Origin of the sequence: Microcoleus sp. C2D2 (assembly GCF_036702495.1) — a bacterium.
GTDB lineage: Bacteria > Cyanobacteriota > Cyanobacteriia > Cyanobacteriales > Microcoleaceae > Microcoleus.
Genome location: NZ_JAUBTO010000017.1, coordinates 1 through 20,448 on the forward strand (window position 1 = coordinate 1; position 20,448 = coordinate 20,448).

Consider the following 20,448-nt stretch of genomic DNA (forward strand, 5'->3'; position numbering starts at 1 on the left):
TCCTTTTTGGACGGGCGGGACGCCCATCCCACAATAACAATTAAAATTGTAAGTTATTTAATTCGCGATCCTAAGGTTCTACTAACCTTTGAGCTTCGGATGGGTGCTTTTGTATATAGTCTCTCAGTTGGCTCATTTATCTTCTAGGAAAGATTCAATTTTATCATAGGCATTACCCTCTCATTTCTATCTTGGAGATGTCTAATGTCCTCGCAGTCCCAGAAGTTGCAATAAATCGAAAACTTGGATCGTGTTAATCTGCATCGGCATGGCGGATAATAATAAGAGCGATCGGCTTTTTTCTTTCAATTGCTGCATTAACTGTAGCAACCGATTTGGAGTTTCATTGCGATTTTGCGGGGTTGGGCGGCGGGCGTGATGCGCTTCATCCAGAATCACCAAATCCTACGGTTGCCCGTCTAAAAGCTGTTTTGTGCGATCGCTCCGACGGACTAGATGAGATGATGCTAAAATGAGATTTTGGGAATTCCAAATATTCTCTTCCCCTGACTGACTCCTTTCCCGATAGGAATTTTTTAATTCACCTTTGCTATAACTCCAAAAGTGCAAGTTAAATTTTTCACGCAATTCTTCGTGCGATTGCGGCTGAATGCTGGCGGGTGCTAAAATTAACACAGGTTTGACTTTTTGGCTGATGAGTAAGTAACGCAGAATCAACCCGGTTTCGATGGTTTTTCCCAATCCAACTTCATCCGCAATTAAGAAACTTTTCGGGAAATTTGCCGCAACACCGAAGCGCGAGAAAACGATAAAAGTTGGCGCGAATACCAGCGATGCAATCTTTAAATGGATTGCCGCCCTGTTCGTAATAAACCTGCTCGTTTAGCAGATTTACGGGCATGATTTTCTCGATGAAGAGGTGAGACCGCATGATTTGTTAGTTGGTTATTGTTTATTCTACTCGTTCCAAGGCTCTGCCTGGGAACGCAGATTCGGAAGCTCTGCCTCCAATTTTTCCAAGCAGCAAACGAGGCAGAGCCTCGCTTACATCGGTTCCAAGGCTCTGCCTTGGAACCAGTTAAATCTGCATTAGTATTATCCCAAAAATTTAGAAATTAATATTATTCAAATAGCTCTGCTTTCTCAATGATAAACCATTCGTGGTACAATACTGCCAAGAAAAACACTTCTCCTTTTGGTCGATCGCACACAGCCATATATCCCGATACAAACATATCATCGTCAAAAGTTGTATCCTTAAGAAACAGAGTCAGCGAGTTGCCATCCGCGCTCCAAATTGTCCGCAAAATCGTGATATTTTGGTGACGAGATGCTTCAACGGGCAATAACACCTACCGCCCCTCTATTTGGATAAATTCTGGTTCGCCGTATCTCAACTCAGACTCCCATGTCTCCGGGCCTTCATGCTTCTCAATAATCCGATCCCACCGCACTGTTTGAATCTTGGCTAAAGTTTCGTTTGACAAATCAGCTACTTTCATCCGATTAATTTCCTAATAAAATTAACTGTTCCAAGGCTCTGCCGGGAAACCGATGCAAGCGAGGCTCCGCTTTGTTTTTGGCTGGAAAGATTGGAGGCAGAGCCTCCGGATATGCGTTACCGAGCAGAGCCTGGCAACGAGTAAATACGTCAAATCCGCTACTTTCATAATTTCAATCTCCAATAAAATTCGTAAGGCTTTCAAAGCATTTGAACGATTGCCATTGGCAATTTTACCAAACCAATAAAGTGCCTCTTCATTGCTCATAGCCATAATCACCTCGGCAATATTAGCAATTCGTTCGGTTTTCGAGATCGAGCGGCTAAAAACTTCCCGGATTAGGGTTTTAATGCCATCAGTTGCGAAAGTATTGGCAAAGAATTTATTGGCATCTCGATCAACTTGAGGTGCAGTTCCTTCAACTACCAGCCTCAATTTTGCTGCAAATAAATCTAGAGACAAGTCTCCCGATAAAATCTCATCTCTGGGTACCCAGGTATCAAAGATTAATGGCAGCATCTCAAAGCTCCTTAACTAATAATATGAATTCCGAAGAACATCGGAATTATTATCTCTCTCTTGTCTCCCTCTGTGTTCTCTGCGTTCTCTGCGGTTAAATCATTCCGATACCCAATAACTAATGACTAAAATCGACATTTCCCCCGCTGACAATTACCCCAACTCTCGCATTTTCAGCTTTCACAACACCTGACAACAAAGCCGCCGCCGCTAACACTCCTGTCGGTTCAACAACTATCTTCATGCGTTCCCACATAAAAAACATTGTGCTGCGAATTGCCTCTTCTGAAACAGTTGCCATATCATCAACATAATGCAGCACCAAAGGAAAGGTTAATTTCCCCAAAGATGGCGTGCGCGCACCGTCAGCAATCGTATCTGGGTTAGTAACAGTTTGTAGCGTTTTCGTGCGGAACGATCGCGCCGCATCGTCTGCTTGCTGGGGTTCTACCCCGATTACTTTACACTGCGGAGACAAAGTTTTTGCCGAGATGGCGCATCCCGACAGCAAACCCCCGCCACCGCAGCAAACTAACAGCAAATCCAACTCCCCAACTTCTGCGAATAATTCCAGCGCCGCCGTACCTTGTCCCGCAATCACCCGCGCGTCATCGTAAGGAGGAATAATTGTCAAGTGCCGTTCGGCGCCAATTTTAGCGGTTAACTCTTCGCGGGAAACTTGAGTGCGATCGTACAAAATAATCTCGGCACCGTAGCCGCGAGTCGCTTCTTGCTTGACTTTGGGCGCATCAGCAGGCATGACAACAGTAGCAGGAATTTCTAGCAACCGTGCGGCAAGGGCGATCGCCTGCGCGTGATTTCCCGAAGAAAAAGTCAGCACTCCCCGCTGTTTTTCGGCTTCAGATAGCTGCATTAAAGCATTGCAAGCACCCCGAAATTTAAACGAACCCGTGCGCTGAAAGTTCTCGCACTTGAAAAATACCTGAGAATTTGTGCGTTTGTTGAAAGTTTCCGAAGTCAGCACCGGCGTCTTGAAAGCTTTGCCCTGCAAGCGATTTGCCGCCGCTTCCACATCGGCGAAACTGACTGACAAGGGATTTTGGGCACTGAAGTGGGTACTCATAGATTTTAGATTTGGACGATCGAGGACTCTATTTGTAGGATGGGCATGGCCCGCTTCACTCCTACCATTAAATTATAAATTTTTATTATATAGCAACCGCCAAGACGGTTAGGACGTTGTTAATGGCTGAAACGATTGATTTTATTGCTTCTTCCTTCTTCCTTCTTCCTTCTTCCTTCTTCCTTCTTCCTTCTTCCTTCTTCCTTCTTCCTTCTGCTATATTTTGGAGGATAAGAATTATTAGGTGTTGCGCTTAATGGTTAAAAAAGCTGTTGACTAAAATCAAAGTTATGACAATTTACTATCAAAAAGTACAGTGGCGTTTGTACTTGCATAGGAGAGGGATTAATCAATTAGGACTTGCGCATGGGGTCCAGAAACCGGGTTTTTTTACGAAAATACTTCGTTCGTACTCGAAGATGAGGTAAAAAACCCGGTTTCTTTGTCGAAGTGCGTCCCAGACTGTGAATACAAATTTAACCGCCGCCCGATTAATTTTCGGGAAACGACCAGGCGCTGTATCCAAATTTCGGGTAACGGGTAAAATAAACAGGATTGGATGGTGAAATTGCCCTCGCGAGTGCGATCGACTCCAACCATCGACAACAAGGCAAAAGAGAACACAGCAAAGCCGTTTCCCTACCCAAAAAAGCTCCCCTAAATTGTTTAACAATTACCAAAAAAAAGGACACAGTATTACTATGTCCTTACCTCTGTATTGTAGGGACACAGCAATGCTGTATCCCTAACCGTACCGCCGATATCCCGATTAGGATTCTTGCCGTTTAGAACAAGAACAATTCAGAATTACCGGTCGGTCCCAAATCGATCTTATCGACAGTTGCAAACAAACTGTTACTGCCAAGAGTAGCACCGTTGCTATCGTAATACAGCTTAGTAGCCCCAGCCAAACTGTCGTAGATAGCCATGATCGACGGCCCGGCTAAAGTTGCTTCGAGCGCAGTTACAGAAACTGTACTGCTGTAAGCGTAGAAACTCGAAGCCAAAGTCCCTGCGGTGGTAAACGCTGCAAAACCAGTTTTGTCGAGGTTAATTACATCATCAGCAAGGATGTAATTGGTAATTAAATCCCCGCCGCCAGCAGCAGTTCCGCTGAACACAAACACATCCAAACCATCACCGCCGTCGAGAACATTCGTTCCCACACCGCCGATTAAAGTGTCATTCCCGAGGCCGCCGTTGAGAGTATCGCTACCGCCACCGCCGAAGAGGCTGTCATTACCCTCGTCGCCGGAAATGCTGTCGTTACCCAAACCGCCGTCGAAAATGTCGGCACCAGAACCGCCGCTGAAGATGTCAGCAAATTCAGTACCGGTGACGCTGTTAGCAGTCGCATCTCCGGTAAACACGACAGGAGTGGTGAAGTTGTAACCGCCTGAACCGAAATTGTTAACTCCGGGCGGGAAAGTACCGGGATTCGTGATTAAATCGACCGTAACGCTGGTTGAGTTGGTAGGAGTGCCAGTCGCAGAAGGTGCGATCGTACCTGTAAATACAAAGTCCGCCGTTCCCAGATTGCTAGCACCCGTACCCAGATTCGCAATCAAGGTAGAACCACCGGCTGCGTTACCGTTCGAGTCAAAATACAACACCGTTTCGTTCGACGCATTAGTAAATGCGAAGAAACCAGCAGTTGTAGAATTGCCCAGGGCCTTAGCTTGTGCAGCTTCCAAAGAGGCATAACTTCCGCCAGTGAAAATCACTAACTCTTTGCCAGTAATGTCAGGAGTAGCCCCGCTAACACCGTCAAAGTTAGTGGTAGTCAAATTGCCGAAAGCGCTCGCGCTAAACTCGAATTTGTCTACCCCAATGGTAAAGTCAGTAATCGTATCACCGCCTTCACCTGTTGCTTTGTAAACAAAGATATCCGCACCAGCACCGCCAGTCAGAATATCTGCACCGCTGCCGCCCGTGAGAATATCTGCACCGCCACCACCGTTGATGGTGTCAGCAAGTTGCGTACCCGTGACGCTGTTAGCAGTGTCATTGCCGGTAAATAACACAGGAGAGGTGAAATTGTAACCCCCAGCACCAGAACCGAAATTGTTAACTCCGGGCGGGAAAGTACCGGGATTAGTGATTAAATCGACAACGCTGCTTGAGTTGGTAGGAGTGCCAGTCACAGAAGAGGCGATCGAACCTGTAAATACAAAGTCCGCCGTTCCCAGATTGCTAGCACCCGTACCCAGATTCGCAATCAAGGTAGAACCACCGGCTGCGGTACCGTTTGAGTCAAAATACAACACCGTTTCGTTCGACGCATTAGTAAATGCGAAGAAACCAGCAGTTGTAGAATTGCCCAGGGCCTTAGCTTGTGCAGCTTCCAAAGAGGCATAACTTCCGCCAGTGAAAATCACTAACTCTTTGCCAGTAATGTCAGGAGAAACCCCGCTAACACCGTCAAAGTTAGTGGTAGTCAAATTGCCGAATTCGCTCGCGGTAAACTGGAATTTGTCAACCCCAATGGTACAGTCAGTAATCGTATCACCGCCTTCACCTGTTGCTTTGTAAACAAAGATATCCGCACCAGCACCGCCAGTCAGAACATCTGCACCGCTGCCGCCGGTGAGAATATCTGCACCGCTGCCACCGTTGAGAATATCTGCACCGCCACCACCGTTGAGGATGTCAGCAAATTGCGTACCGGTGACGCTGTTAGCACTGTCATTGCCGGTAAACAAGACAGGAGAGGTGAAGTTGTAACCCCCAGCACCAGAACCGAAATTGTTAACTCCGGGCGGGAAAGTACCGGGATTAGTGATTAAATCGACAACGCTGCTTGAATTAGTAGTAGTGCCAGTCGTAGGAGGTGCGATCGTACCTGTAAATACAAAGTCCGCCGTTCCCAGATTGGTAGTAGCAGTACCACAATTAGCAATCAAGGTAGAACCACCGGCCACCGTACCGTTCGAGTCAAAATACAACACAGTCTCGTTCGACGCATTAGTAAATGCGAAGAAACCAGCAGTTGTAGAATTGCCCAGCGCCTTAGCTTGTGCAGCTTCCAAAGAGGCATAACTTCCGCCAGTGAAAATCACGAACTCTTTGCCAGTAATGTCAGGAGAAGGCCCGCTAACACCGTCAAAGTTAGCCTTAGTCAAATTGCCGAATTCGCTCGCGCTAAACTCGAATTTGTCTACCCCAACAGTAAAGTCGGAAATTTTATCGCCGCCTTCTTTAGTTGTCCTGTAAACAAAGAGATCCGCACCAGTGCCGCCGCTTAGGACATCCAAACCGAGGCCGCCGGTGATGGTATCGTTGCCGTCGCCGCCCTTGAAGCTATCGTTAAAATTGCTGCCGACAATCTTGTCATCGCCTGCTAAACCATCGTAATTAACTGGGGCCGGAGAAGTGGTGAAATCCACATTGTCAGCACCAGCAGTACCGACAGGAATAGTTAGTGGCGGGCCCGTGAAGACAAAGTTACTGACTTGCAGGCGAATGCTTGCCGAGAAAGTGGCCACAATTTCAAAGCGCGCCCCTAAAGCAAATACCAGCACAGCACGGCCGGTAGTGGCATCTATAAACTGACAGAAAATGGGCACCTCGGAGTCGCCACCCAACTGTGCAAACCGCGCTTGCAAAGTCGCGATGCTGGTAACAGTGGTATCCCGAGTGAAGTCGAGCAAATTACCGCTGCCGATCGACCCAACAACAGAAGTAGTAGTAATCTCCTTTAGGCTCAAGCTAGAAGCGGTGAGATTACCAAAAGCTGCCGTAAAAAGCTCTAAAACATCGTCAGTGACATTAAAGTCAGTAATGTAGTCAGCTTCTGCAACTGTTTGAATCTCTTGGCGGGAAGTGCGGTAAATAAAGCGATCCTTTCCATTACCCCCAGTTAGAGTATTGATTCCTAGGCCGCCTTCGATCTCGTCATCATCATCGCCGCCTTTAATTTTGTCGTTGCCCGAGCCTCCTTTTATTTTGTTTTTGCCTTTACCGACTTCGATATCGTCATCGTCATCGCCACTGTCGATATCGTTATCGCCATCGCCGACTTTAATTTTGTCCTTGCCTTTGCCGCTGATGATTTTGTTTTTGCCTTTACCGACTTCGATATCGTCATCGTCATCGCCGCTGTCGATATCGTTATCGCCATCCCCGCCTTTAATTGTGTCCTTACCTTTGCCGCCGATGATTTTGTCCTTGCCTTGGCCGGCTGTAATGGTATCGTTACCATCGCCGCCTTGGATGTCGTTATCCAGCGTCGCAGAACCGACAATATTTTGAGCCTGTGTAGTGCCAGCAAAATTAAATAAATTTCGCTCGACTGTCAAGTTAAAACGCTGGCCGGCGATAAAGTTTCGGCCGTTGCTAACTTCAAAACCAAAAGCAGCCGGACCGGTATAACCTGGTGCCGCTTTGAAAGTTAACAAGCGTGCGTTAATTTCTGCTTGAGTGAAAGTAAAACCGACTTGTGTTACGGCGACTCCCTTAAGGAATAGTTGGCCGATTGTAGCAGCGGGCAGCTCGGTTAGCTTGTAGATTATTCCGCTAGGACCTTGCTGGGTATCGACAAAACTCAACAACTCAGAAGTAATAGTTTGCTCGCCGCCGCTGGAACCAGCAGTCAAGCTATTATTAGTTTCCACTCGCGGAGGGTTAAAAATCGGGTTCGGAGTTGGACTTGGAGTTGGACTTGGAGTTGGAGTTGAACCGGTAACTCCTAAAAAGTCCCCAGCATCGATAAGCGTTGCGTTGACCTTCAACAATAGCGCCAGCGCGAAGTTATTGACCCGAATTTCGGTATTGCCACCGACTTGTATAAAGGTCAAGCTGCTAAAGTTCAAGCCGCCAAACAGCAAAAACTTGTCCTTGCCGTCTTCGTAGTCAGTGATGACAGAAGTCGCGCCGCTGGTAGAGTTACTCACGACATAAACGTCATCTCCAGCACCACCGACGCAGGTATGGTTGCCAGTACCGCCCATCAGCGTATCGTTGCCGTCGCCGCCCATCAGCGTATCGTCGCCGCCGCCGCCGCCGCCAACGCTGTCGTCGCCGCCGCCGCCGTCTGCCATGTCATTGCCGTCGCCAGTCGCGAGGGTATCGTTGCCAGTACCAGCCATCAGCGTATCGTCCCCAGCGCCGCCCATCACGGTATCGTCGCCTTCGTCACCCATGCAAGCGTCGTTGCCGTCGCCCCCCATCAAGGAGTCATCGCCAGCACCACCGCTAACGCTGTCGTCGCCGTCGTCGCCTCCACAGTTGTCGCTGCCTGCACCGCCGTTAACGGTATCGTCGCCGGCACCGCCGCTAACACTGTCGTCGCCGTCGTCGCCTCCACAGTTGTCGCTGCCAGCACCGCCGCTAACGGTATCGTCGCCGGCACCGCCGCTAACACTGTCGTCGCCGTCGTCGCCTGCACAGTTGTCGCCGCCTGCACCGCCGTTCACGGTATCGTTGCCCGTGCCGCCGCTAACACTGTCGTCGCCGTCGTCGCCTGCACAGTTATCGCCGCCTGCACCGCCGTTCACGGTATCGTTGCCCGTGCCGCCGCTAACACTGTCGTCGCCGTCGTCGCCTCCACAGTTGTCGCCGCCGGCACCGCCGTTCACGGTATCGTTGCCCGTGCCGCCGCTAACACTGTCGTCGCCGTCGTCGCCTGCACAGTTGTCGCTGCCAGCATCGCCGCTAACGGTATCGTTGTCGTCGCCGCCGCTAACGTTGTCGTCGCCGTCGTCGCCACTGCAAACGTCGCTGCCTACACCGCCCTTCACGGTATCGTTATCTTTGCCGCCGTTTACGGTATCGTTGCCGTCGCCGCCCTCGCAATCGTCGTTGCCTGTGTCGCCCCTGACGGCATCGTTGCCTTCGCCGCCCTTGCAATCGTCGTTGCCTTTGCCGCCGTAGACGGCATCGTTGCCTTCGCCGCCGTCAGCGTCATCATCTCCTTCGTTGCCGTACACCGAGTCATCGCCGTCATCGCCTTCGCAGGTGTCGTTGCCGGTACCGCCAAAAAGGGTGTCCTTATCTTTACCGCCATTAACCTTGTCGTTGCCTTTGCCGCCCTTAACGTTGTCGTTGCCCCGATCGCCCTTTACTTCATCGTCGTCATCGCCGCCCTCGCAATCATCGTCATCTTTACCGCCGTAGATTTTATTTTTTTTGCCATCGTTTCCTTTGATTTTGTCCTTGCCTTTTTTGCCGAATATCTTATCCTTCTCGCCGGTGGCAACAATTAAGTCATCGTTATCGCTACCTTCGATCGTCCGGCGGCGATCGCTGTCATCGTCATCATCATCATCGTCATCGCCGCCCGCACCTTTTTCGGGTACGGCGTTAAATTCAGCAATTTTGCTGTTATCCTCGTCCTCAGAAGCTTCACGGGTGTTGTTGTCGCTCGCCTCGGACTTTGCTCGATCGACCGGAATAGGTGTAGTAAACAATTTGGGGTCTGTCATGTCAGGAGTTTCTGTATCATCTGCTCGATCGTCGATAAAAGGTCTTTTCTGTACCGTTTCTAACAAATCTTCTTCTGCCATTGTTGATATTTCCCACACACTGGTAAGCTTCTTAGATTCAATTTATCAGCAAACAGGAGACAGCAGAAGAAAAAAATTCTTACTTCATGCTTGCGCCTGCTAGAGGGGCTGATATCCTCATTTTTATCTTATAGATGCCTTTTAAACTGCAAGGGATTTTTTCTCTCTGTTGCGAGTTTTATATTCTGCAATGGCGCACCCAAATTAATTGAGCCGCCACCTACACCGTAAGTGCTGCGCCGAAGCGCCGAACATTTGAGATGTTCTCCGTAATTTCTACAGTAAGCTGCGCCCAAGTGCCCTCGATTGTAGATTTTCTACGTAATTCCTACAGTGAATTAGCTGAATTTAAACTCGCAACTTACAACTCCCAGATAACTACCCAAAACCTTGATCCCCAAAATTTTACCCTTGCTTTTCTTGCGATCGAGCCTGGGTGCATTGAAGTAGGGTAACACTCCCAGCTCGGACAAATCCTTCCCTGACGTAGGATTTGAGCTTCTTTCCTAAACGACTGCACCCTCCTCTTTTTAGTTCCCGATGACTAATTAGAAATTTAGATAGTTCGCTCGGGCAAATATTTATTTTAATTTTCAGTCGCATAATTTTCTCTCGATTTGACCGAGCCGAGCAAAATGAAAGAACCTTTATTTTTACAAAAAAAAAGAGCTCTGGAAAAATGTATTTATCTCAATAGAGATTGTAAAAGTCAGAAACGAACAGGAATAAACGCAGGAGTTATTTTTGGTTAAAGTTGTAAGATAAATCGGCATTTTGAGCGGGAATGACGCAGGGCGAGGCTCAGAAACCCAGTTGCTTTGTAGAGGCTTCGCTGCCCAATCCAATATTTCTGGGAGAAACCAGCTTGATGAGGGTTAGTCCTCTAGATGATAAAAATGATTGTTCCTGGAGAGGACGGGAATAATTTCCTGGCCGTTGTATTGTTGAGAATTCTTGGCTCCTTAACTTTATTTTTCCTGCTGAATTTTAACTAGATTAAGACAGTTAAATTAAAAAAATCAATAACATGAAACTGGTAAATTAGCAAGAGTCGATTAGCAATTATCGATGGTCAACTATGGATTACCGATCGCCACAGAGGTCTTACGGATGAGGGCGGAGGGCTTGCGGATGAGGAGCCAGGGCTGACCAATTAATTAATTGACACAAAATCAAGATTTCAGATGGGGGGTTGGTGGTAGAGGATAAGCGGTAAGGATCGATCGACAGATCGCAAAAAAAAAAAAAATACTCAACTTTGCCTCCGATATTGCCCTGAAACCGGTTGGCGAGAGCCGAAGTAATTTTAATAAGAACTCGAGATCCGCCTGGTAAAGTGCCTCTAATTTAACTTTACTCAGCAATGAGAAACTCAAGTTCGGGACAAATCTAAAGGGGTCTGCGGTAGAGGTGCAAAATGTTAAAGATAGCAAGATTCGAGAAAATTCGGCTTTCACTGAGCCACAGAGCAATAAAAACTAATAAACTGTTATTAAAGTACAACTTTTATACCCTCAAGGTGTTTGAACAAATATATTTGACCCCAGCGCTCGCCCGATCGGGGGAAGCGCATTCAGAAACTTTGATTGAGAGAGTAAAAATAATTTTGCCGATGGCTATTGCTAGCCGCAAAAACGCAGGCAAATTCAGAATTAAGGCGGGAGGGCGCTAAATCCGTGAGCCAGGAATTTCAACTCTCAGTCACCCCAGTTGGGGACGACGAATATCTAGTGCGGACAGAAAGGGTTGCACCCGGTGTACCCTTAGCAGAAGAACAAGTCCGCTGGCCGATCGACGAATGGCTTGCACTGTCTGCTCAACTGATGAACGACCCGCTGGTGGGCTTGCTGCAAGGAAAAGCATTACAGGGAACGAGTTTTCCTGGTCGCGGAATCTCGCGCTCGGGAAACAACAGTGCGCCGAATTTAGTAGCCCTCGGGCAACAATTCTACAGCGGGCTGTTTCAAGGAAACTTGCGCGATAGCTGGACTTGCGCTCAAGGCATCGCCCAGCACCGCCGAGAAGTGCTGCAACTGCGGCTCGGACTCAAAGGCCGGCACTTGCCGCGGCTGCCGTGGGAAGTTCTGCACGCGGGCGATCGCCCTTTGGCAACCGGCACCGATGTCGTGTTTTCCCGCTACCAACCAGGTACAAGTTTGTTCAAACAAACCCGGATACTGCCTGAGCCGGGGCCGCTAAAAATTTTAATGGCGATCGCCTCTCCGAGCGATCGAGACAGCTTGCAGCTCAAGCGAGAAGTGCTCCACCTGCAACAAGAACTCGAAAACCGCACCGCTAACCCTCTCAAAAACAGCCCCCACTCCCCGGAAATTCAACTGACTATTCTCGAACAGCCCGATCGAGAACAACTTACCCAAGCCCTAGAACAAGGACACTACCAAGTCCTGCACTACGCAGGCCACAGCAACTTAGGTTCCAGAGGTGGCGAACTCTACCTAGTCAGCAGCCGCACCGGCTTAACCGAAACCTTGAGTGGCGACGACTTAGCTGGATTGCTCGTTAACAACGGTATTCAGATGGCCGTGTTCAACTCCTGCCGCGGCGCCTATGGCGACCCCTCAGACCTCGCGGACGACAGCCCGGAACGCAACTTAACCGAAGCTCTAGTCAAGCGGGGAATTCCGGCAGTGCTAGCAATGGCAGAAAGCATCCCCGACGATGTAGCCCTAACTCTGACGCGACTGTTTTACCGCAACCTCAATCAAGGCTATCCAGTCGATCTCAGCCTGAGCCGAGCCAGAGCCGGACTAATTTCTGCCTACGGTTCTCACCAGTTATACTGGGCTTTGCCCATTCTCTACCAGCACCCAGACTTTGACGGCTATCTGATCGGCGCCCCAGGCCACAGCGCGGCATCGGGGTCTCGGGTGCAAATAATCGCGTCGGGAACGCAGCCGGCGGTCGCGGGTACAGAATGGAAGGCGCCGTCTTCGGTTTCGGCGATCGCCCAATACCCGCCAATGCTAGCCAATCGATCGCATGAGTCAGACAGTTCCGACGGCGAAGTCGGGAAATATTTTCCTGACCCAATAAAAGATCGCAGGGATTGGGTTCACCAGAACGATCGAGCCGAGGCTGCTAATTCACCGAACTCACCGATGGCGAAGCCGTCCTCTATTCCTAATCCTGAGTCTTCGGTTATCCAAACAATTTCCGCCGCGGCACCGGCTCAGAAACCGTTAAAAAAACCGGGATTGAAAAAATCTGTGGCCCTGATGCTTTGCTTGTTGCCCCTTGCTTTGAGTGCTGGCTTTTTTGGGTGGCGGTACTCGCACCACCGAGAAACGAAACCAGAAGAGTTACTGCCGGCGGTACGGACTCCCCTGTCGCAAAATTACCTCCACCAACGCTAGTAAAAGCAACAACCTCCGGCAGTGCTGAGTTTTGGCCCGCTTGCCATCACTCTAAACTGGCCGAGGTTGTTGCTGGCAATTGGCTCCCGGCTGCCACTGAAAAAGTTATCATATCAATTCCGGTTACACCGTTCGGGATGGGGAGTCGTCCGTCGTCCGTCGTCCGTCGGGGAATGTGGAATTATTGACCAGGACTCGATCTGGCCCATGCAACCGGAAACGATATCAAAAGTATGCTGCTCGATCGAATCTCGGAGGATCCGGCTCATCAACCCGGTTTCTACCCCAAATCAGAAGCTAGGCAACCGGAACATCTAGGAAGAAACCCGGTTTCTCGTCGAGAGAATAAGTCCGGGACTGCTTGATATAGAATTCGTGAGTCGATTTGAGATTTTAGACGGGGGCGCGAGCGCGAGCCGTCGAAGGATTTGAGATTTTAGATTTATACCCAATCCGGCTTAAATACCCCCTCGATCTGGCTTGTCCCTCGCTCGCTACGACCAAAGTTTGACTTTATGCAGCGGTTTCAACAGCCGAAGGATAAAAGGGGTAGCTTTCCCCGGATTTGGTATTACTCCACAGATGAATCTGGGAGCTTGAACAAGAGTCTAAAATTTTGAGTTCTCCACCACAGGAGTCGGTGGCTTGTATCCGTTTTTGGGCGGGCTGCTTCGGCAGCCGGAGCATTCGTCATTCGGCACAAGACAATAAAAGCAAGAGTTGCAACAATTAACAACCTCCTCACCGTCAGGGCAGTTACTATATTTCACAATAAGTAATTGTGGAAGCGGTGGTGAGTTTGACCTGCCCCTACAGCTTGCGCATAAATTTTGAGAGTCTGGCAGTTTCCAGGCCTGCAAGTGGAAACCAGTACATTTGCACCGAAACTCCATGCCGGGAACGGCTGATAATTTGTAGTGCATCAAACATTTAAGCTCTTGTGCATTTAACTCGGTTTTTTTCAATTGCCCTGTGGAAAGAACATCAAATTCTCTGCCGGGCGGGCCGGAGGAGGAAGATTTTCCCGAGTTGCCCCTAGAAATCTACTGATTCGCGGCGAAGTGTTAAGAGTCGCGAAGCAATCTCCCCCGATCGAAACTATTCCCCTCCTGGTGGCTGCGCGATGTTTCTGCCGCCGCGCCCATTGAGTCGGGTTTTAGCTTAAACCCCTTCAACGAACAGGTGAAATTTCCTTCAATTTTTACCGGATTGCCTTCCCCAGACTGCGTTCTGTGCAAGTTATATGCCCAACACCTTAATAGAAGATTGCTCGTTGGTATTTGGGGTTTTGAGGGGATTTCCAGCCCGAAAAACAGGGTTTATACCCTTTTAGATTTTAGATTTGAGATTTGAGATTGAAGAATTGGGAATGACTTATTCCATAAGGGTTTGGAGCTTGTCTACAGTTGGATTCTTTTTGTAAACTGGTTTTGCAAGTAGCTGGCCGCGGCACCTTTGAACAAGTGCTGCCTCCCCTTGTTGAGGTAAAAGTTAACCCTGCGCCGGTAAGTGCTTTCGGCAGATTTGCAGCGGCCGCCCTCTAGGTATTTCGATTCATGGCTGTCTTATTTTTACCTTGACCGCAGACACGATCCGGGATTGGTGAATGCAGGGAACAGACTTTACTGTAAAAAAGTAAAGCATTTAATTTGCGACAATAATTCCCCGCGCGATCGCAAGAGAGGCTTACGCAAGGATTTGGGCCGCTAGCAGCAAATTGATCGCCCTTCGAGCATCCTTACTTGCACCCCCGGTCTTGAGGCCACAGAAATTTATCCAGAATCTTAATATTCAGAATTCTTAGTATTGACAGTGAAACAAAGTTAATCTAATGTGTTGTAATTGATATAAGTAAAGTCCAATAAGCGAGGTACGGTCAATGGCAGAAACAGCTACAGCACCCTTAACAGGAAAAGGTCTGCTTCAAAAAATCAAAGGCAGCGATTTGCCACGCAGAGAACTTGCAAAGCTTTGCGGCTACTTCACGGTCAGCAAAAGTGGAGAAACGCGGATTAATCTGGCTGAGTTTTACGATGCAGTGTTAGCTGCTAAGGGCATTGAGCTAGAGAAGTCGAAAGCAGACGGACGCGGGCGAGAAGCGAGTTATCGAGCTAGCGTTCACAAGAATGGCTCGATCGTGATCGGGGCAAATTATACCCAAGAAATGGGATTAAAGCCGGGAGACGAGTTTGAAATTAAGCTCGGATACAAGCACATTCGCTTGATTCAGATCGATGTGGACAGACCGGATGTGGACTTGGATGAGGAAGAGGAGGATACAGAAGAATAAAGGCGATCGCGATGCAGTCAGCCTCGGGCAAGGCGACTGGATTTCGCATTCGCTACACGAGTATTTGCGCGCCACCCTTCGATTTAACTGATGAGCTGTCTTGACTATTTCTATTTTCTCTTGTCCCGCAAAGACTACAGTGCCTCTGAACTTAGCAAAAAGGGGCAAGAGAAAGGTTTTGGCAATGAGGAAATATTGGAGGCGATCGCGCAAATTCAAGACCGGGGCTATCAGTCCGACACTCGCTTGGTGGCAAACTCGATCGCCTCTGCAGCAGGCAAATACGGGAAGTCCGCCATCAAGCGCAAGTGCCTGCAAAAAGGAATTACCAGCGATTTGTTCGAGCAAGTCTGGGAAGAAGAAATTGCTGAAAATCAGGACTCCGAAGCAGAAAAACTGGCGGAATTAAAAGCCAAAATCATGCGGAAATACAAGATCGATACTTGGGGTAAAGCAGATCCGAAAACCAAGGGCAAAGTCTTGAATTACCTGCAATACAGGGGCTTTAATGCCTTTGAAATTTGGCGGCAGTGGCAGACCGAAGAAGAAGATGAGTAAGTTATAGGACAACCCTCGCTCGATGCGGCCCCCAGAGAGTGAAGCACAACTGCACTGCTGCCTGGGGGCTAAATTGTGAGTACTGAGTTTTTGTAACTGTATGTCAATCCTCAGACTTGACTAAATAAGATTCGTACATCTGCCGGTGCCTGGCTAAAAGCTGGAGATATTTCTCGTTGATTTTGGCCAGCATCCATTTCTCTTGAAAAATGGCGGCGGATTCTGCTTTCACCGGATCTGCTTGTAGCGGCAAAATATCTTTTCGAGCTGCGCTTTGCTCTGCAACAGACTTGAGCTTTTGAGGGTTTTGCTGGTATTTTCGGCCGCTTTTGTGGTTGGCGTAGCGACGCGATCGAGTGTACCCCATCTGCAAGAACTTGCGGGCCATGTCGGCTCCAACAAAATCTTCGCGATCGAGGTACTCTAAAAACAAGGAGTAAATTTTGCTGCTGGACTCCCTGGCAATTTCAGGAGTCTTAAATCTCCAGAAAGGCAGAATTTCTCCTTTGTAGGGTTCCACCAACAGCACTCCCTGTTCTCCTTTCCCTACCCGATAAAGTTCCGGGTGCTGTCGAAAGTCGATGTTCTTAAAATCCAAAGAGTAGTCGAACTGCTTCATTGGGCGTTTTCTGTTCTATCTGGAACTATAGAAGCCCGGGGTTTACCTTCGTCTGGTTGGGTATAAACCCAGGCCCAAGCAATGAAGACAGCTTGAAAAGGCAGCCTCAACCAATACAGTAATTGGTTGTGGGGAATCCCTTCTATCGGAATGTTGTTGACGGCTTGATTGATATTAGCTGGAAACACGGCAATAAACAAGGCAATTAATCCCCACGCCGCCGCCCTGCTGACAGGAGGAACTAACAGCCCAATTCCGCCCAAAATCTCAAAAAAACCGCTGATATAAACCAATGCTTCCGGGTAAGGAAGCTGGGGCGGCACGATTCTGATAAAAGGTGCCGGCACTGTAAAGTGCAGCACGCCTACAATACAGATAGCTACTGCGAGGATAACTCGCCAAATTTCTTTTTGACTTTTCATGGGCAATCGGTAATTAATAATTTGTTAACTTGCGGAGAGAATGATTGCACAAAATCGCTATCTGCGATCGAGATGACAAGAACACTCTCGACACAAAAAGTCCCGGTTTCCGGGTTTGTGTACTCTTGCTGGTGGCTGAAACGATCTTCTTGAGTAGAAAAACCTGGTTTCTGGGTAAGTCCCAGACAATTTTTCGCAGCCCCAAACTTGAGGAAGCGAGAACTCGAATCGGAGGCCTGCGCGTTGACTGCCGAAAACAGATAGGGCGCATTTTGATACCAAGATTTTAATGTCTAGTTCCCTGCAGCTGTCTCTATCTTCCGGTAGTAAAACCTGATTTTTGGTTCGGGCTCGGGTCAACAGCCCGCGCCAGCGGGGGATTTTCTGCCTCGACAAATCCGCCTGGGCTTAACATTAAATCATCAAGAGAATTGATGAGTGCGATTGCTGCTGATTTTGACACCAGTAAAAAAAAAAGAATGGAACTGTAGGCCCGTACTCCAAACCCATACAGAATAAGTCATCCCCAATTCTTCAATTCTTTAATTCTTTCATCTAAAATCCTATGACCGAAAGCATCCAGGATACAAGCCCCCGGATTCATCCGTCCAGAAATAAAAAACCTGTATCCGATGAAACTTGCCCCCCGAATTTATCCGTGGGGTCAAGGCTTCAATTCTTTAATCTAAAATCTCAAATCTCAAATCGATTGACCTTGGCTTGCAGGCGATTCCCTGCGGGATAGCTTCGCTCGCGCGTACCTTAATTTGACGTATTAATGGGAGTATTTTGTCAAGGACTTTTAGAATTATTTAATGTTTCGCTTTAAGAATAATGGGTAGAGGCAATTCGGGAACGCTCTGTAACTTTAATTACCGTCTAAATTTTGTGTTTTGTCAACCTCCCAAAAATGTTACAATGGAGAAAATTATAAAATTTGCTAAAAAGTCGATCGCCATAGCAACTCCCAAACCATCCTGCTTGAATTAAAGATTGTCACCAACGGCAGGAACTTTTTAGCCACCACATTATTCAAAAAGATTGAGCCTCCCAGCGCTGTGTCATTTTTATCTACACGCAGGCAATCACCGACGACCATGAACACCTCAACCAACAACTCTAAATTTCGCCTAAACCGGATGCTGCGACAATCGCTGTTTGCAGGCATCATTTCCGCAGCAGCTTTGGCCTTCGGAGGGGCGCCCGGTTTGTACGGACAATCCCCAAGCCTCGTTTTCGGAGCCTCCGCCCAAGCTCAAGAGATTAGCAACGAGGAAATTACTAGCTACGCTCGCTCCGTCTTAGCAATAGAACCCAAACGGCTGGGAGCCTCTCAAGAAATTAAAGGAATAGCAGGAGGCTCGGTTCCCAGAGTAGTGTGCAACGAAACTCAGGAAATCAACAGGCTGTCTGGAAATGTTCGCGGTATTGTAGTAAATTACTGCCAACAAGCTAAAAAAATTATCGAAACTAATGGCTTGACAGTTAATCGCTTCAACCAGCTCACTTTGCTCCAGCAAGCGAATCCGGCAGTCAAACAGCGAATTCAAGCCGAACTGCTGCGGCTGCAACAAGCGGGCAATCAATAAGCTTGAGGGTTTGAGTCTTTCTGCCTCTCCCGTTCTATTGTTCGAGTTACTAGACGGTATGCAAAATTTTTTGAAAAAAGGGCGTCGTCTTTAAAAAAGTGCTTGACAAATTGACCATAATTTGGTAAGCAGACAAGAACGGGAGCGGTTTAGAGAGATGACTATTTTCCGACTAGGTGTGACACTAGATAAGATAATCCCTGGATTTTACCGTACATTAGCGGATCTCAACCCAAAAAAGTTTTAGGCCCAAACAAAATATGAGGGTTGTTGAAAGACATTACACAGACAGACAGCATCAGCTTTTTGAAAGGTTCGATCGCTTATCCTTCCGGTCAAAAAACCTGTAAATTCCCATTAGAGATCGAAAAGATATTCCTCAAAAACTAGATGTGAAGTGAATTCGTCAGAGGAATAGAATATAAAAATGCTAACTTTCACAAAACATTTGCGGCCCAATCCCGATGCTATTGTCAGCTTTACTTTACCGATGACAGCCGACGATCGCACTCGCAGCCGCCACCGAGTCGAGACAGAAACGGGGGAAAAGCTGCACCTGAGTTTGCCAAGAGGTACGGTACTGCGCGATCGGGATTTATTGCAGTCGGAAGACGGTAGCTGTTTGGTACTGGTAAGTGCAAAACCCGAATCGGTGCTGACAGCGCGGGCCTCAACTGCGCTGCTACTGATGAGGGCGGCTTATCATTTAGGAAACCGTCACGTAGCTTTAGAAGTTGCCGATAATTATTTAAGGCTTTCTCCCGACTCTGTGTTGCAGGGAATGCTGGAAAAAATGGGTTTGGAAGTAACAGAGGAAATTGTGCCGTTTCAGCCAGAAATGGGCGCTTACGGGCACAGCCATTAGATTTGAGATTTTAGATTTACGGACACCGATGAATCCGAGGGCTTATGACCAAATTGGTTTCAGTCATTCAACAAAGAAGAAGTCATATTAAATCCGGTAGCATCGTCGGGCGTAAAATGCACTCAACTCTCAACAGTCAACAATCACGGAGGGTGCAACCGGACTCGATCTAATTCATCTGCGTTAATCTGTGTTTATCTGCCCTCATCTGCGGTTCAAAAAAGAGAATTTATTAACCGCAGATGACAATGGATAGACGCTGATTCACGCAGATTAAGAGAATAGATATATGAATAATTTCGATGGTAACAGATTTGATATCAACAGTGAACAATCAACTTTTATGTTTGTTGCAGTTAGCTTTTGCACCTGTGGGAGCTTATAGTTATTCTGAGGGAATCGAAAGTCTGGTAGAAACTGGTGCGATCGACAGCGAGATTACTTTAAGGAATTGGTTAGAAAATTCGCTGGAATTCGGGGCTGTTCGAGTAGAAGCCGCTGTGGTGGTACGGGCTTTGAGGGCGGCAAGGAGGGGGGATTTGACCGCTTTGAGTTACTGGAATGCTTGGGCGACTGCTGCTAAGGAAACAGAAGAGTTGCGCTTGCAAAGTTGGCAAATGGGGCGGACTTTGGTCAGGTTGCTGCTGGATTTGCGTGAAGCGAAGCTATCCCGCAGGGAATCGCCCGTTTCTTCTGTGTTAACAACAATAGTAAAAGAGTTGGTGGAATGTGGCGGCAATCCGTGCAATTTTGCGATCGGCTTTGGCATTGCCGCCGCAAGCTGGCAGATTGAAGAAGAAGCGGCCGTGTTAGGATATTTGTACAGTTGGGCTGCAAATTTGGCGAGTGCGGGCGTTAAACTGATTCCCCTCGGTCAAACAGCCGGTCAGCAGTTGCTGTTAGATTTGCGATCGCCAATTAGCTGCACGGCGCGAGAAGTTTTACAATTAGAAGATGATGACCTTGGTAGTTGCAGTTGGGGATTAGGACTGGCTAGCATGGCGCACGAAACTCAGTACACTCGGTTATTTCGGAGTTAAAAATTCAAGGGGGAAATCCGGCAACGGAAGGTGCGCCACAAGCACCCTAAAGTCGAGTAAAGTGCTTATGGCGCACCTACTAAAATCTAAAAAAATCTAAAATCCAAAAAAATCTAAAAAAA

The 20,448-nt window shown here is 48.0% G+C and carries 16 protein-coding genes; 7 read left to right on the forward strand and 9 right to left on the reverse strand.

Annotated elements, in window-relative coordinates; all coding sequences use genetic code 11:
• Window positions 1-201: 201 nt before the first annotated feature.
• From QUB61_RS08275 to QUB61_RS08305, 7 genes are all read right to left on the reverse strand, one after another.
• The gene (locus tag QUB61_RS08275) at window positions 202-399 is read right to left on the reverse strand and encodes a hypothetical protein (protein WP_333131661.1); all 198 of its coding nucleotides are present in this window, start codon (window positions 397-399) and stop codon (window positions 202-204) included.
• 6 nt (window positions 400-405) lie between these two features.
• The gene (locus QUB61_RS08280; RefSeq protein ID WP_333131725.1) at window positions 406-831 is read right to left on the reverse strand and encodes an SNF2-related protein; all 426 of its coding nucleotides are present in this window, start codon (window positions 829-831) and stop codon (window positions 406-408) included.
• Window positions 832-1,082: 251 nt separating this feature from the next.
• Window positions 1,083-1,313 carry a hypothetical protein gene (locus QUB61_RS08285; RefSeq protein WP_333131663.1) on the reverse strand — a complete coding sequence of 77 codons (231 nt, stop codon included), beginning with the start codon at window positions 1,311-1,313 and terminating at the stop codon, window positions 1,083-1,085.
• Window positions 1,314-1,463, reverse strand: coding sequence for a hypothetical protein (locus QUB61_RS08290; protein ID WP_333131665.1), 150 nt, complete (start codon window positions 1,461-1,463; stop codon window positions 1,314-1,316).
• Between the two features lie 21 nt (window positions 1,464-1,484).
• Entirely contained in the window at window positions 1,485-1,982 is a 498-nt protein-coding gene (locus tag QUB61_RS08295; RefSeq protein ID WP_333131667.1) for a DUF7680 family protein, read from the reverse strand.
• Between the two features lie 118 nt (window positions 1,983-2,100).
• Window positions 2,101-3,066 carry a threo-3-hydroxy-L-aspartate ammonia-lyase gene (locus QUB61_RS08300; RefSeq protein WP_333131669.1) on the reverse strand — a complete coding sequence of 322 codons (966 nt, stop codon included), beginning with the start codon at window positions 3,064-3,066 and terminating at the stop codon, window positions 2,101-2,103.
• 785 nt (window positions 3,067-3,851) lie between these two features.
• Window positions 3,852-9,569, reverse strand: a complete 5,718-nt coding sequence (locus tag QUB61_RS08305) for a cadherin-like domain-containing protein (RefSeq protein WP_333189898.1) — start codon at window positions 9,567-9,569, stop codon at window positions 3,852-3,854.
• Between the two features lie 1,417 nt (window positions 9,570-10,986).
• Here QUB61_RS08305 and QUB61_RS08310 point away from each other — a divergent pair.
• The 4 genes from QUB61_RS08310 (at window position 10,987) to QUB61_RS08325 (ending at window position 15,791) form a co-directional block, all read left to right on the forward strand.
• Window positions 10,987-11,241, forward strand: coding sequence for a hypothetical protein (locus QUB61_RS08310; protein ID WP_333131673.1), 255 nt, complete (start codon window positions 10,987-10,989; stop codon window positions 11,239-11,241).
• Window positions 11,242-11,245: 4 nt separating this feature from the next.
• Window positions 11,246-12,943 carry a CHAT domain-containing protein gene (locus tag QUB61_RS08315; protein WP_333131675.1) on the forward strand — a complete coding sequence of 566 codons (1,698 nt, stop codon included), beginning with the start codon at window positions 11,246-11,248 and terminating at the stop codon, window positions 12,941-12,943.
• A gap of 1,879 nt (window positions 12,944-14,822) precedes the next feature.
• Window positions 14,823-15,233 carry an AbrB family transcriptional regulator gene (locus QUB61_RS08320; protein WP_333131677.1) on the forward strand — a complete coding sequence of 137 codons (411 nt, stop codon included), beginning with the start codon at window positions 14,823-14,825 and terminating at the stop codon, window positions 15,231-15,233.
• Between the two features lie 90 nt (window positions 15,234-15,323).
• A complete protein-coding gene (locus QUB61_RS08325) occupies window positions 15,324-15,791 on the forward strand; it encodes a regulatory protein RecX (RefSeq protein WP_333131679.1) in 468 nt (155 codons plus the stop codon).
• A gap of 103 nt (window positions 15,792-15,894) precedes the next feature.
• On the opposite strand, the gene QUB61_RS08330 is transcribed toward QUB61_RS08325, so the two are convergent.
• Both QUB61_RS08330 and QUB61_RS08335 read right to left on the reverse strand, forming a co-directional pair.
• Window positions 15,895-16,410, reverse strand: a complete 516-nt coding sequence (locus QUB61_RS08330; RefSeq protein WP_333131681.1) for a DUF4385 domain-containing protein — start codon at window positions 16,408-16,410, stop codon at window positions 15,895-15,897.
• Complete coding sequence (locus QUB61_RS08335) at window positions 16,407-16,832, reverse strand: DoxX family protein (protein ID WP_333131683.1); 426 nt, start codon at window positions 16,830-16,832, stop codon at window positions 16,407-16,409. Before QUB61_RS08335 ends, QUB61_RS08330 begins: the two co-directional genes overlap by 4 nt.
• A gap of 1,097 nt (window positions 16,833-17,929) precedes the next feature.
• Between QUB61_RS08335 and QUB61_RS08340 the strand changes: the two genes are divergently transcribed.
• The 3 genes from QUB61_RS08340 (at window position 17,930) to QUB61_RS08350 (ending at window position 20,326) form a co-directional block, all read left to right on the forward strand.
• A complete protein-coding gene (locus QUB61_RS08340; RefSeq protein WP_333131685.1) occupies window positions 17,930-18,421 on the forward strand; it encodes a DUF4168 domain-containing protein in 492 nt (163 codons plus the stop codon).
• A gap of 427 nt (window positions 18,422-18,848) precedes the next feature.
• A complete protein-coding gene (ureE, locus tag QUB61_RS08345; RefSeq protein WP_333131687.1) occupies window positions 18,849-19,286 on the forward strand; it encodes an urease accessory protein UreE in 438 nt (145 codons plus the stop codon).
• Between the two features lie 302 nt (window positions 19,287-19,588).
• The gene (locus QUB61_RS08350; RefSeq protein WP_333131689.1) at window positions 19,589-20,326 is read left to right on the forward strand and encodes an urease accessory protein UreF; all 738 of its coding nucleotides are present in this window, start codon (window positions 19,589-19,591) and stop codon (window positions 20,324-20,326) included.
• Window positions 20,327-20,448: the final 122 nt, after the last annotated feature.